Raw genomic sequence first — 12,618 nt, forward strand, 5'->3', positions numbered from 1 at the left:
TCGCAGCGAACATACGCCACCAGACGCCCTTTTTGCTCCAGCGGCTGAAGCGCCGGAAGACGCTATTCCACTCGCCGAAGACCTCTGGCAAGTCACGCCAGGGCGAGCCCGTGCGCACGATCCAAAGCACGGCTTCCACGAACATCCGGTTGTCGCGGCCCGACGACCCCCGTGTCCGTTCGTCACCAATGATGTGCGTCGATATCCGCGCCCACTGCTCGTCCCGAAGGATCAACCGGTCCAATACGCCCATGACTGCCTCCAAAAGACAGTCTTGAATCTGATTTGCTCAGCCTTGGGAATCCCAAGAGTCCACAAGACCTAGCGCGGCTATCGGCATTGTAGCCGTAACGCCGAACAGGAGGGTAGGGCACAACGTATGCGGCAGATCGATATCGACAGCCTGGACGAGGCAACCCTCATCGAACTCAACGCGCGCATCGTCGAGCGTCTGCAGCTTTTGCATCACCAGCGAACCACGGCGGCCCTTCAAGGCATCAGAATGGGCAGCCGTGGAGTTTGGAAGGTCCTGGCGGTCTTCTGGTTCGTGGTGTCGTCATCCGCCGGAACAAGAAGACGCTGACGGTGCAGGCCGATGATAACCGTCAATGGAATGTTTCGCCGACCCTAATGAAGCCCACCGGGGTCAAGTCGGTGATGCGGTCAGGACCTGGCAACGATCATCGTGGCCAATGGAGGAATGGTCGGGAGCGATGTGTCGATCCCCAGCCGATCGCCGAGATAGTGCCAGAACGACAGACCAAGCTTTTGGCAAGTCCTCATCAGGCCCAGCATACTGTCGCGCGCCTGGCGTCCGTTGCGACTGACAGAGGTGGCTCGGTTTGTCTGAACAGCTTCGTGCGTTTCGCTAAGTGGTTTTCGGCGCTGTTTATGCCGCGAGCGAAATTGGCTGCGGCTGGTTGAAGTAGACCTGATCCGGGGTTTTCCGGTCAAGGGATGAATGTGGGCGTCGGTTGTTATAGAAGGCCAGGTATCGATCGATCCCGGCGCGAACCTCAGGGACCGACTTGTAGGCGTGGAGATAGACCTCTTCGTATTTGATCGACCGCCACAGCCTCTCAACGAAGACATTGTCCCGCCACGCTCCCTTGCCATCCAGCGAGATGCTGATTTCAGCGGCCTTCAACAGCTTGATGAAGTCGACGGAGGTGAACTGGCTGCCCTGGTCCGTGTTGAATATCTCTGGCTTGCCGTGGCGCGACAGGGCTTCCTCCACCGCCTCGATGCAGAATGCCGTTTCCAGCGTGATCGACAGCTTCCATGACAGAACCCGGCGGCTGAACCAGTCGATGACGGCGCAGAGATAAACGAAGCCCCGCGCCCTCGGGATATAACTGATGTCCATCGCCCAAACCTGATTGGGTCGGGTAATGGCGAGGTTCTTGAGAAGATAGGGATAGGCCTTGTGGCCCGGTGCGGGTTTGGAGGTGTTCGGACGGCGATAGATCGCCTCGATGCCCATCTTCCGCATCAGCGTGCGCACATGCAGGCGGCCGACCTCATGGCCTTCTGCATTCAAAAGCCCCTGCAGCATCCGGCTCCCGGCGAAAGGATAATCCAGATGCAGTTCATCGATCCGACGCATCAAAGCCAGATCGGCGGTCGAAGCCGGTTGCGGAAGATAGTAGACGCTGCCTCGACTGATGCCGAGTACTCTGGCCGGGCGGGAGACGGACAGTTCGTGGTTCCGGTCAATCATCGTTTTCCGCTCAGCAATCCGGCCTTGCCGAGCGCGCCGGCTATCGAAGCAGGGACCGTGGCTCCAGTGGGGCCGCGTAAGCCCTAAGCGGAGCATCGTTCTCCAGCGTCAGCTCGCCAATCTTGGCGTGCAGGCTTTTGACATCGACGGCGTGGGCCGCATCCTCCTTCCGCTCGTCGCCGAAGACGCCAACCGCGCCGTCGAGCAGTTGATCTTTCCATTGCTTGATCTGGTTCGGATGCACATCGAACTGCTGGGCGAGCTCGATCATTGTTCTCTCGCCCTTGATCGCAGCGAGTGCGACTTTCGCCTTAAAGGCGCGGCTGTGGTTATGGCGTGATCGTTTCGTCATCATGGCTCCTGTTCCCGGCATACTGCCGTGTTCAAAAGCCGAAAGCCACTTATCTCACCTGTTCAATTTTCCCAAGCCACCTCTGTAGACCTCACTGCCAACGACCTTGACGTCCATATGCGGGTATCTGGTGAAGATGCCGTCCGTCGGGTCGTATTCGACGTTTGCGTCGTGATAGGACGTCGTTCCCTGCGGACCGGTTTTTTGGGCGCGGGCGCCATCTGGGCCATAGACGAAGCTGGTTTCCGCCCCACCTGATGTGACGGAGGAAATTCGGTTGGCGGGGTCATAGGCGAGCGCGCGCGTGCCGTCGCTGACGAGATTTCCATTGGCATCATAGGTGAAAGCAACGCCATTGATTGACGTGGAAGCGTGCGGCCGCACGCCGTTGCCCGCAGGATAGACGAACTGGCCGAGCCTTCCGCACACCATAGACCTGGAAGTTCTCGTTGAGCACCCGACGTATCTCGACTTTCATGGCCATGTCGCGCCGAGCATGGGCTGACAGGCGATCGACGCCCATACGTTTGGCGATGACCTCATAATAGGTGGACGCGGTAATTGGCAGCAGTCTGCAGATCGGCTCGACCCCGAGCCGCGATCGGTGTTCGTCGATGAAGGAAATCATCGCTTCAGTGGGCGGTCGAGCTCCGCCATCGCAAAATATGCTGAGGCTTTGCGCAGAATTTCATTAACCTGACGAAGCTCCCGGTTCTCGCGCTCCAAAGCCTTCATCTTCTCCGCCACATCGCTCGGCAGGCCAGCCCGCTTGCCGCTGTCGACCTCGGCTTTCTTCACCCATTCATTGAGCGTGTGTGCCGAGCAGCCGATCTTGGCCGCTATCGAGGAGACCGCCGCCCCACGGGACGGATGATCGGCTTCATTTTCAGCCACCATTCGAACGGTGCGGGCGCGGACTTCAGGAGAAAATTTGGTCGTCGTTTTGCTTGTGATAGACCCTACTTCTCTCGAGTTGGGGTCTCCGGTAAATCCGGTGCGGTTCACTGTCCAATTTGTCAGATGCCCGACACAGCCTTCGTTAAGTCAATCTCGCTGCTCCCAACGTAAGCATTTAAAATCAAGCCGCTAAGACATCTCGTCCGGCGATGCCAGTCGCGTTGGCATGAGATTTGAAAGTATTTGTCTTTGAAAGTGGTGGGGCCTGTAACGGCGATGCCGGCCGGTAAATGATTATTCGGTACCGGTCGGCAGGAGGGGAGGCGGACCATATCAAATCGTCAAATGGATTTCGTCGAAGAAGAGAACAATGGAAGCCAGAGAGCGAACGGTCTGAGGGGCCACATCCCCGATAACTTTCAACCGCGGACGAGCGCAGTTACGGATCTTGAGCCAAACGACGGTTTGATAGATGGGACGCATATTGCCGGGCCACCCCGTACCAGGTGCACAGTGCAGCATCTCCTCGATGGTCCGTCGGCTACGAACATCCTGGCGTCGTTGCCGCGTCGATCAATGCACGAATGCCTCTTCCCAACCTGGAATTAGCGACAAAGCGATGTGCCACGAACAAATTACCGAATTACTTGATCGCGAGGCGATCCGCGACTGTCTTTATCGATACTGTCGCGGGATAGATCGGGCAGACGAGGCGGCGCTGCGCAGTGCGTACTGGCCCGATGCGCATGACAATCACGGCGCTTATTCCGGCTCCGCCGAGGGGTTTATAGAGTTCGCTCTGGGTGTCTTCAAGACCGAACCGCGCAATATCCATCAGATCACGAATGTTCTGATTGAGTTCATCGATCCGACGGAGGCTGCCGTCGAGAGTTACTTCACTGCGTTGCAGCGGGGACCGGACGGCGCGAGGACGATACGTCAGGTTCTCTTGTGTGGCCGCTATTGCGATCTGTTTCAGAAAAGAGAAGGTGAATGGCGCATTGCCGAGCGGACCGTCGTCTACGATTGGCTCGAGGAGCAGACCGCGCCAGTGACCTCCGAAACGGAGCGTTTCGGTCTCCGGCAGCCGATCGGGGCATCGTATCCGGCCGATCCGGTCTACGCGCTCGTGAACCGTCGTTTTCTTCAAAAACGTGAAGAACTGATCCACATTGCGAAAACGCCTCGGTGATGAGCGGTTTAAAATCTTCGTCGGTGGCCGAATGTAAACCACCCGACCTCTCAATCTACGGCCATACCGGGGTGGTCGTCCGAAAAGACATGGACCGGGAAACGGTCAGGAGAATTCCTCATGAAACAGCAAGGACGCGTCGTCATCATTACAGGCGCTGCAGGCGGGATCGGCCGCGCACTCGTCGACGCTCATCTCGCTGTCGGGGACATAGTTGTTGCCGCAGACCTTCCGGACAGCGGCGTGCTTGAACTGGTTCGCGGTTTCGGCGCGGCGGATCTCGGGCTTGAATTCGATGTCTCGCGGGAAGAAGATATCCTTGCCCTTTATGCGCGGATCGACGCGCAGTTCGACCACATCGACGTTCTTGTCAAAAATGCTGCGATGGGACCCAGCATGGCCGCGACCACTGAGACCCCCATCGATGACTTCCGACGCGCATTGGCGGTAAACCTGATCGGGCCCTTCCTCATGGCTCGCGAAGCGGCGCGGCGGATGCAGCCAGGTGCTGCGATTATCAACGTCGCCTCAATGGCGGGCATAATTGGCAACCCAAAACGCAACGCCTATGCTGCTTCGAAAGCGGGCCTTATCTCGGTTACGAAATCGCTCTCATGCGAGTTGGCTTCACTTGGCATCCGCGTGACGGCAGTGGCGCCGGGCTATGTGCGCACGCCGATGGTTGCGCAATTGGAACGCGCTGGCCAGACGAACTTGGCGGCGGCGCGTAGCCGTGTGCCGATGGGGCGGATGGCGCGTCCGGACGAAATTGCGCGAGCCGTGCGGTTTCTCGCCAGCCCGGATGCGCATTACATCAATGGCACGGTGCTGACAATTGATGGGGGGTGGATGTCCTTCAACCAGCCCGGCGATGCGCACCCGCGAGTAAGCGAAATACCAGTAGCCGAGCTTTCCTGCCCGCTACAATCAACCACTAAGCGGATCGTCCTCGTCACGGGCGCCGCGACCAGCATAGGCGCGGCCGTTGTTCGCCGCTTTGCAGCAAACGGCGATACCGTCGTAATTGCAGACATAAACGGCGCGGCAGCGGTGAAGCTCGCAAAATCCCTCGGCGGCGAGCACATGGGAAAATCCGTGGACGTCTCAAGTGAAACGGAGGTGGTAGCACTGTTCGACGATGTGCGGAGGCGGTTCGGGCGGCTTGAGGTCCTCGTCAACAGTACCGCTTGGCCCGACAGCTACGAGTCGAGAGTTGAGCATACGCCTCCGGAAATCGCGCGCGTCATTGATGTCAACCTCACCGGTGCCTTCACCTGCGCGCGTGAGGCTATCAAGATGATGCGGCCAGACGGGGTAATCCTGAACATCGGATCAATTGACCGTTCCCTGACGATTGCCCAGCGCCATGCGTATGGCGCATCAAAGGCGGGGTTGGAAATTCTGACCCGCTGCATGGCGGCCGAACTCGGGCCGGTTGGCATTCGGACTGCGACGATTGCTCCTGGCTTCATTCACACACCTGATAGTGCACGGAAAGCGATCAGCCGCCGCAACCCGGCCCGTAGCGGTGGGCAGTTCGAAGGCATGGCAAACGCCGCGTTTTTTCTAGCTTCGCCAGATGCTTCTTACATCAACGGTTCGACCCTCTACGTCGGCAACGGCTGAAGGTCGGACGATTGGATTGTCCCACGATCAGAACATTCACGGGGTGTCCCGGATCAGCGCCCATGAGACAGGTTTGGTTTAACTGAGCAGAGGGGATTTATCGAGCATTACAATTATGGCCGATACCACGAAAGCCGCGATAATCTCACCCCGCCGACGTCTACTTCGGACGCGGCCAGACCATCCTGACCGAACGCGAAAGGATCAAACGAGACACCATCAAACAGAGCCGCTCGAACCACCAAGCCAAAGCCGCTTAAATCAACCCGCTAACCGAGCCGGAAACTCAAGTCTTCAAAAGCCAAAAACGTCTCAAATCATTCGATGACGGACAAAATTGGAGACAACCCCACATCAAATGTAAGCGCGATTTTCCATGCGCATTGACGGCCTGACCGGTGAACCGCCCTCGCATTTGTAGCGATTATTCCGGCTCTGTTAGGCGGCGGCAGAGGCTTTGGGGGGCTTGTCGCAAATTTTGTTGGTTAATTGCCTGCAAAATCTTTGCGACAGGCCCGCCCGCACAGTTGGCATGTAGTTTGCAATTCCCTTCTCGCCCGGCGACAAAAGCAGTCAGCTCGTAATCGCCGGGTCGATTAGCATCATAGGTCACAGCGACCAGATAGAAGGAAAGCCCAAATGACCCAGACTTCCGAAAGGTCCTTTGAAACCGTCGAAGACCGGGCGGCACCGGCTCTCACAGTGACAGATCAACAGGCCGTATCCGTAGGAGAGAGGAGTTCCGGCTTTGCTGAAACCATCCCCGATCACGGTAAAGATGACTTGATCGTCGCGCATGTGCCTGAAGTCTACGTTGTAGTTGTGGATATCCCGTGTCACGACAGCCCCTGGCTGCTCTGAGCGACTAGACAGTTTTGGAACCGGCAGCGAAAGGCTGCCGATTCCGCTCTACAGGCTTTGATCCTACCAAACAGCGGCACCTTTGTTTTCTATATGCATCGCGTTCTGGCCATGGCGTTGTGTTTCACCGCCGAGGACGGAGGTAAGGTCGTGCGCGGCCGAATGCCCCGAGGGGAGACATTATTAGTGACTGACTTTGCAGCAATATCGAGCAGCAGGAGCGCTGATCCCGCCTCCGCCCTACGCGACTGCCGAACGGCCTTCATTGGCGTTGGCATTGCGAGCGCACTCGTCAACATTCTCTATCTCACCGGCTCCTTCTTCATGCTCGAGGTTTATGATCGCGTGCTGCCGAGCCGGAGCATTCCTTCGCTCATCGCCCTCTGTCTCCTCGCACTGCTGCTCTACGGATTCCAGGGGGTATTCGAGCTGATCCGCGGCCGCATGCTCGTGCGTATCGCCGGCGCGCTCGACGAAAGCCTCAGCGGGCGCATCCATCGGGCGCTCGTCAAGGCACCGCTGAAGCTCAAGATGCGAGGGGACGGCCTTCAGGGCCTGCGCGATTTCGATCAGGTCCGGTCATTCCTTTCAGGCACCGGGCCGGCTGCTCTCTTCGACCTGCCCTGGCTTCCCGTATATCTCGCCATTTGCTTTCTGTTTCACCCGGTCATCGGCATGGTCGCCGTGGTCGGCGGGATGATCCTGACGCTTCTCACCTATCTTACCAATCGTGGCACCCAGGCGCCCGCCAAGAAGGCGGCCGAAGCGGGCGGACACCGCAACGCCTTACTGCAGGCGTCGCAGCGCAATGCAGAGGTCGTTCAGGCTATGGGCATGTCGGAGCGCATGACCGAGCGTTGGGAGCGATGCAATGCCGAATATCGTGAAGAGAATCGCCGTACCTCCGATATCGGCAACGGCTATAGTGCGATGTCGAAGGTGTTCCGTATGGTGCTGCAATCGGGCGTGCTCGCAGCCGGTGCGGTCCTGGTGATCGAGGGACAGGCGTCGCCGGGCATCATCATCGCCGGCTCCATCCTGACTGCCCGAGCGCTTGCTCCGGTCGAACTCGCGATCGGCAACTGGCGCGGTCTCGTCTCGGCGCGCCAGAGCTGGCAGCGCCTCAAGGAACTGCTGAAAGCCCTGCCCGAGACGGAAATGTCCCTGGCCCTGCCAAGCCCGCAAGAGCGGCTCAGCGTCGAGGCCCTGGCAAGTGGTCCGCCAGCGGCGCAGCGCCTCGTTGTCGCGGATGTGACCTTCACCATGCGAGCGGGTGACGCCCTTGGCGTCATAGGCCCGAGCGCATCGGGAAAATCGTCGCTGGCGCGCGCCATCATCGGCGTCTGGCCCGCCTATCGCGGCTCGGTCCGCCTGGATGGCGCAGCACTCGACCAATGGGATAGCGATGCTCTCGGCAAGCATATCGGCTACCTGCCTCAGGCGGTCGAGCTTTTCGCTGGAACCGTTGGCCAGAACATCGCTCGCTTTGCGCCGGACGCTACCTCCGAGGCGATCGTCGCCGCCGCCAAGGCTGCCCGGGTCAATGATCTGATCCTCCGTCTGCCCAATGGCTACGATACCGAGATCGGCGAGGGCGGTATGGCGCTTTCAGCCGGCCAGCGCCAGCGCGTCGCGCTGGCACGGGCGCTTTACGGCGATCCCTTCCTGGTCGTCCTAGACGAGCCGAACTCCAACCTTGATGCGGAAGGCGAACAGGCATTGAGCGAAGCGATCATGAATGTGCGTACGCGCGGCGGCATCGTCGTAGTTGTCGCTCATCGCCAGAGCGCGCTTGCGAGCGTCAACTTCGTGCTGACGATGCAGGAGGGCCGCATGCAGGCCTTCGGCCCGAAGCCAGAAGTCCTTGGCAAGGTACTGCGCCAGCAGCAGAGGCCTGCGCCACTTAAGATCGTTGAAGGCCAGGAGACGAAGCAATGAACGGCCGCATGCAGCAGACATCGAGTTCGCGCCGTTCGCTTTCACGCCATCTGATCGGCGTTGCCGTGCTGGCGCTTGCCCTGGTCGTAGGCGTCGGCGGCTGGGCGGTGACCACGGAACTGTCGAGCGCCGTTGTCGCCGGGGGCGTGGTCGTCGTGGACGAAAACGTCAAGAAGATCCAGCACCTGACAGGCGGCATCGTCAGCGAACTCCTCGTCAAGGAAAGCGATCGTGTCGAAGCCGGACAGATTCTGATCCGTCTCGATGGCACCACTGCGCGCGCTAATCTCGCCATCGTCGAAAGCACCGTAGCGCAGCTCTATGCGCAGCGGGCCCGGCTCCAAGCCGAGCGCAGTGGTGTGGTCTCCTTTTCGCTCGACGAGGATCTCGACCAGCTCATCTCCGGCCCGGCGGCGGCGAAGCTGATCGAAGGCGAGCAGAAGCTATTCGCAAGCCGTAACGTGGCGCTCGCCGGCATGAAAAGCCAGCTCGCATCGAGAAAGGCGCAGCTCGCGGACGAGATCGAAGGCCTGACGGTGCAGTTGAAGGCGATCGAGGATGGGCTCATGCTGATCGAGGAAGAGCTGACCCGCATCGATTCGCTCTATCGCCGGGGGCTCGTGCCGATTCAGCAGGTGACCACGCTGAAGCGCCAGCGCGCGGAGCTCGAAGGCGAGCGGGGACGGCACGTCGCCGCGCGCGCTCAGGCCCGCGGCAAGTCGAGCGAAATGAACCTTCAAATCCTGCAGCTCGATGAAGACCGGCGCACGGAGATTTCCAAGGACCTGACGGAGGTCGAGGCGAAGATCGCCGAATATGAGGAGCGCCGCATCGCGGCAACCGATCAGTTGCGCCATCTCGACATCACAGCGCCGCTTTCCGGGCGGGTCTACCAGCTCACAGTCCACACCATCAACGGCGTCGTCACGGCAGGCGAGACGCTGATGCTCGTCGTGCCGGAGGCAGATGATCTGACCGTCGAAGCCCGGGTGGCCCCCCGTGACATCGACCAGATCCATGTCGGGCAGTTGGTCGAGATCCGCTTCAGCGCCTTCAACCAGCGCACCACGCCCGAAGTCGAGGCGGAGGTCGTGACGGTCGCTCCCGACCTCGTAACCGATGAGCGCACCGGGGCCACCTATTATCCGCTGCGCATCCGCCCCAAACCAGAAAGCCTCGCCAAGCTCAAGGGCCTTTCGCTCTACCCCGGCATGCCTGCCGAGGTCTACATCAAGATCGGCGACCGTACCGTCATTTCCTACCTGACGAAGCCGCTCACCGACCAGATGCAGCATGCGTTTCGGGAGGATTGAGCAGCGCGTGGTTGCAGCGGCGAGTAGGTATCGGCGAATGAGGTAGGCCTCGGGCGGGGCTGCGGTTTTTAAGAACGATGCGTTCCGGGGAATACTTCGTCGGCGTATGGGGGGTCGTAGCGACTCACGTTCAGGTTGTGGATCCTATGCGATTGGGGTTAGGACAAGAGGAGGACAATGGATCATGAACATCGGTTATTGGCCTCTGAGTAGCAACGGAACAGGAAAACCTAAGCGATCGGGCGATTTATGGTGAGAGCAACCCTTCTCTACCGTGCGTCCTCCAAACTAGTACCGGAAGTCTTGACCCCTGCAACACGGTACAGCCGTAACGGCCGTCAATCGAAGAGAGAGGAATCCCAAGATGCCGCATCCAAGCCAGACCGGAAAACCAAGCCGGACGAGCGACGACTGGTGGATTAACGACCAGACGCCAGACAACCCATATGGCAAGAGCAAGGATTATGAGTCCTTTATCGACCATCTTGGGGCATTGCCCAGTTGGATGACGCCCGAGATCGCTGCGGGAACGGTGCGAATCAACCTCTATGAACTCAACAACCACCCGGAATACAAGACCGCCGCGATCGGCGCGTTAGAGATGTGGGAGTCTGTCACGCCCCTGAAATTCGAGATCATCGACGACGCGCCGTTCGACGGCACAACGGACCAGATTGAGGTTGTCAGCCCCGAACTTGGCGAGGAGGACGATGGGACGGCTTTTTCGAATGGTCACCATGTCAGCATCGGCCAGAGTTTCGACAAGAAGGAAGCCCACAAGACCGATGTGGGCGGCTATGTCTTCCAAACCTTCATGCATGAATTCGGCCATCAATTCGGTCTGAATCATCCTGGAGACTACAATTACAGCGGTCCCGACGGCGAGCCGATCACCTATCGGAACGATGCGACCTGGATATATGATCGGTGGCAATACAGCGTAATGTCCTATTTCGATAGCATAGCTGTCGGCGAAACCAGCGACTGGTTTGCGTCGACGCCGCTTATGGCCGACATCGAGGCCGTCATTCGCCGCCATTTTTCAACAGTCGACGCGAATGGAGTGCGCACCTACCAGCACATCGACCTCAACACAGAGGACAATATCTACGGATTCGGGAGCACACAGCGTAGCTACCAGCTGACATCCTCTGGCAAGCAGCATAACATCGGCTTCGCGATCCATGATACCGGCGGGACCGACACGATCGATTTCTCCGGCTCGACGGCGGGTACGATCCTCGACTTGCGCCCCGGACATTTCTCCAGCGTCAACGGTTTCAGCAACAATGTTTCGATCTTCGATGGACACAATGCGGATGCGACCGACTATTACATCGAGAACGGCATCGGCAGCAGCCATGACGATGTCCTGATCGGCAACGACGGCGCCAACATCCTCGACGGCCGCGGCGGCGCCGACTTCATGGCTGGCAACGGCGGCGACGATATCTATTTCGTCGACTCCCCGGACGACGTCGTTCACGAGGAGCCTAACGGCGGGAACGACACCGTCATCCTCCTGTCCAGGAACCTGAAAATTCCACAAATCCCCAACGTCGAACATATCATCTACGCCGACGAATTGCCAGGCAAAGATGGCAACATCCTCTGTAGCGGAGCTGGCGAGGACACGCTGACCGGCGGCGGGGGGCAGGATACATTCCGCTTCTCGACCGAGCTTGGGAACGGGAATGTTGACCGGATCAAGGACTTCAGGGTGATCAAAGACATGGTCCTGTTGAACAATTTCGTCTTTGAGAGCGGCGGTGGAGACGGCGCTCTCGCCTTGGGCGCGTTCCACAGGAGTGCGGAGGACAACGCTCATAACGCAGACGACCTCATGATCTACAACACCGATAGCGGCGCCTTGTCATATGACGTCGCCGGAGACGGAGAGCTTGCGGCCATTCAGGTTGCGCAGTTGACCCCACATCTGAGGCTTTCGGCAGCCGGTTTCATTGTCATCTAACTCCATACCAGGAGGGGCGCTTGAAGGCGCCCCTCTTGATACTACATTTGCAGTTGTTTATCTCTTTGAGCCCTTAGCGGCAATCCCGCTAGCGCAGGGCCTTGCGAGGCGATCATGGAGAATGTGCGATGAAGCGCCGGACCGACCTTCGCACAGTATTACAGGCCGTCGGGGTTGCGGCATTCGCGGTGCTCGCCGGGCCAGTCGCTGCCCAATCGACAGATATCCGGGGCTCCGTCACGTTCGAGGGCGGCGCGGTTATCCCTAAGGGGCATCTTGAGATTTATCTCGAGGACACCGCCAGTCAAAATAACCCGCGACGTCGCGCCTCGCAAACGCGCATCAGAAGCGACGGCGGGTCCAAGGCGATAGCTTTTTCCTTGCCCCCGCCCGCAAGCTCGGCGATTTCGCAAATGCTGCGGATCGTTGTGCGCCTGGAGCGTGAGGACGGCTGGCTGGTGGCGCGCGGCAGCACCCAGCTCAATGCGGCTTCGCCTGTCAACGTCATACTCAACACCGTGATGTATTAGAGCGCTTTTCGATCTGATTGAATCAGATCGGCGCTCTAACGTTTTCTTTTTGAAGCATAATCTTGTCGATCCTCGTTTCACCCCGGTCGGATTACGCTTTAAGTGCACGGTGAGCTGTGCAGGCCATCGTGGCGCATTCTTGCCCTCCAGCGAGGAAAAGATAAATCTTGTGATCGCAGGCATGATGGTTCTCAGAGCCATTTCTCGTACGACTGCG

10 protein-coding genes, 4 pseudogenes and 1 other annotated feature are annotated in these 12,618 nt (G+C 59.0%); of the genes and pseudogenes, 9 read left to right on the forward strand and 5 right to left on the reverse strand.

Annotation, left to right across the window (positions count from 1 at the left end):
• Positions 1 to 253: IS5 family transposase (locus tag T424_RS0112825; protein ID WP_037067467.1), on the reverse strand; the 253-nt coding region annotated here is incomplete at its 3' end.
• Positions 254 to 379: 126 nt separating this feature from the next.
• Here T424_RS0112825 and T424_RS20925 point away from each other — a divergent pair.
• Positions 380 to 583, forward strand: a complete 204-nt coding sequence (locus tag T424_RS20925) for a hypothetical protein (RefSeq protein WP_051558963.1) — start codon at positions 380 to 382, stop codon at positions 581 to 583.
• Positions 584 to 889: 306 nt separating this feature from the next.
• Here T424_RS20925 and T424_RS0112835 read toward each other — a convergent pair.
• The 3 genes and pseudogenes from T424_RS0112835 to T424_RS22145 all read right to left on the reverse strand — a co-directional run.
• A protein-coding gene (locus T424_RS0112835; RefSeq protein ID WP_407921399.1) for an IS3 family transposase occupies positions 890 to 2,072 on the reverse strand; the annotation gives its coding sequence in 2 pieces (ribosomal slippage) (positions 890 to 1,814 and positions 1,813 to 2,072; 1,185 coding nt in all).
• A gap of 54 nt (positions 2,073 to 2,126) precedes the next feature.
• A complete protein-coding gene (locus T424_RS21775) occupies positions 2,127 to 2,504 on the reverse strand; it encodes a hypothetical protein (protein ID WP_027488088.1) in 378 nt (125 codons plus the stop codon).
• Positions 2,491 to 2,969 (reverse strand): annotated as a pseudogene (locus T424_RS22145) (transposase); the annotation flags it as partial. The gene T424_RS21775 and the pseudogene T424_RS22145, both read right to left, overlap by 14 nt.
• Positions 2,626 to 2,742 (reverse strand) — a sequence feature (AL1L pseudoknot). Its footprint overlaps the pseudogene before it by 117 nt.
• 619 nt (positions 2,970 to 3,588) lie before the next feature.
• On the opposite strand from T424_RS22145, the gene T424_RS0112855 reads away from it, so the two are divergent.
• The 8 genes and pseudogenes from T424_RS0112855 to T424_RS0112885 all read left to right on the forward strand — a co-directional run bounded on the left by T424_RS0112855 (position 3,589) and on the right by T424_RS0112885 (position 12,401).
• Positions 3,589 to 4,161: a nuclear transport factor 2 family protein gene (locus T424_RS0112855; RefSeq protein ID WP_027488090.1), complete on the forward strand. Its 573-nt coding sequence runs from the start codon at positions 3,589 to 3,591 to the stop codon at positions 4,159 to 4,161.
• Between the two features lie 120 nt (positions 4,162 to 4,281).
• Complete coding sequence (locus T424_RS0112860) at positions 4,282 to 5,787, forward strand: SDR family oxidoreductase (protein WP_027488091.1); 1,506 nt, start codon at positions 4,282 to 4,284, stop codon at positions 5,785 to 5,787.
• Positions 5,788 to 5,883: 96 nt separating this feature from the next.
• Positions 5,884 to 6,047 (forward strand): annotated as a pseudogene (locus T424_RS23070) (IS3 family transposase); the annotation flags it as partial.
• A gap of 379 nt (positions 6,048 to 6,426) precedes the next feature.
• Entirely contained in the window at positions 6,427 to 6,648 is a 222-nt protein-coding gene (locus T424_RS0112865) for a hypothetical protein (protein ID WP_027488092.1), read from the forward strand.
• A gap of 162 nt (positions 6,649 to 6,810) precedes the next feature.
• Positions 6,811 to 8,586, forward strand: coding sequence for a type I secretion system permease/ATPase (locus T424_RS0112870; protein ID WP_051558974.1), 1,776 nt, complete (start codon positions 6,811 to 6,813; stop codon positions 8,584 to 8,586).
• The gene (locus T424_RS0112875) at positions 8,583 to 9,899 is read left to right on the forward strand and encodes an HlyD family type I secretion periplasmic adaptor subunit (RefSeq protein ID WP_027488094.1); all 1,317 of its coding nucleotides are present in this window, start codon (positions 8,583 to 8,585) and stop codon (positions 9,897 to 9,899) included. The genes T424_RS0112870 and T424_RS0112875 overlap by 4 nt, the downstream gene beginning before the upstream one ends.
• A 364-nt stretch (positions 9,900 to 10,263) precedes the next feature.
• Positions 10,264 to 11,676: pseudogene (locus tag T424_RS20940) on the forward strand (M10 family metallopeptidase C-terminal domain-containing protein); the annotation flags it as partial.
• A gap of 323 nt (positions 11,677 to 11,999) precedes the next feature.
• Positions 12,000 to 12,401, forward strand: a complete 402-nt coding sequence (locus T424_RS0112885; RefSeq protein WP_027488095.1) for a hypothetical protein — start codon at positions 12,000 to 12,002, stop codon at positions 12,399 to 12,401.
• Here the strand turns inward: T424_RS0112885 and T424_RS23250 are convergent.
• Positions 12,399 to 12,509, reverse strand: a pseudogene (locus T424_RS23250) (invasion associated locus B family protein); the annotation flags it as partial. The gene T424_RS0112885 and the pseudogene T424_RS23250 overlap by 3 nt on opposite strands.
• Between the last annotated feature and the right edge of the window lie 109 nt (positions 12,510 to 12,618).

It is taken from the genome of Allorhizobium undicola ORS 992 = ATCC 700741 (assembly GCF_000621665.1).
Classification (GTDB): Bacteria; Pseudomonadota; Alphaproteobacteria; order Rhizobiales; family Rhizobiaceae; genus Allorhizobium; species Allorhizobium undicola.

Bases quoted from the DNA above. Each gene is read 5' to 3' on its own strand.
- T424_RS0112860 (WP_027488091.1), top strand. From the start codon at position 4,282: ATGAAACAGCAAGGACGCGTCGTCATCATTACAGGCGCTGCAGGCGGG.
- T424_RS0112855 (WP_027488090.1), top strand. From the start codon at position 3,589: ATGTGCCACGAACAAATTACCGAATTACTTGATCGCGAGGCGATCCGC.
- T424_RS0112885 (WP_027488095.1), top strand. From the start codon at position 12,000: ATGAAGCGCCGGACCGACCTTCGCACAGTATTACAGGCCGTCGGGGTT.
- T424_RS0112865 (WP_027488092.1), top strand. From the start codon at position 6,427: ATGACCCAGACTTCCGAAAGGTCCTTTGAAACCGTCGAAGACCGGGCG.
- T424_RS0112875 (WP_027488094.1), top strand. From the start codon at position 8,583: ATGAACGGCCGCATGCAGCAGACATCGAGTTCGCGCCGTTCGCTTTCA.
- T424_RS20925 (WP_051558963.1), top strand. From the start codon at position 380: ATGCGGCAGATCGATATCGACAGCCTGGACGAGGCAACCCTCATCGAA.
- T424_RS0112870 (WP_051558974.1), top strand. From the start codon at position 6,811: ATGCCCCGAGGGGAGACATTATTAGTGACTGACTTTGCAGCAATATCG.
- T424_RS21775 (WP_027488088.1), bottom strand. From the start codon at position 2,504: ATGGTGTGCGGAAGGCTCGGCCAGTTCGTCTATCCTGCGGGCAACGGC.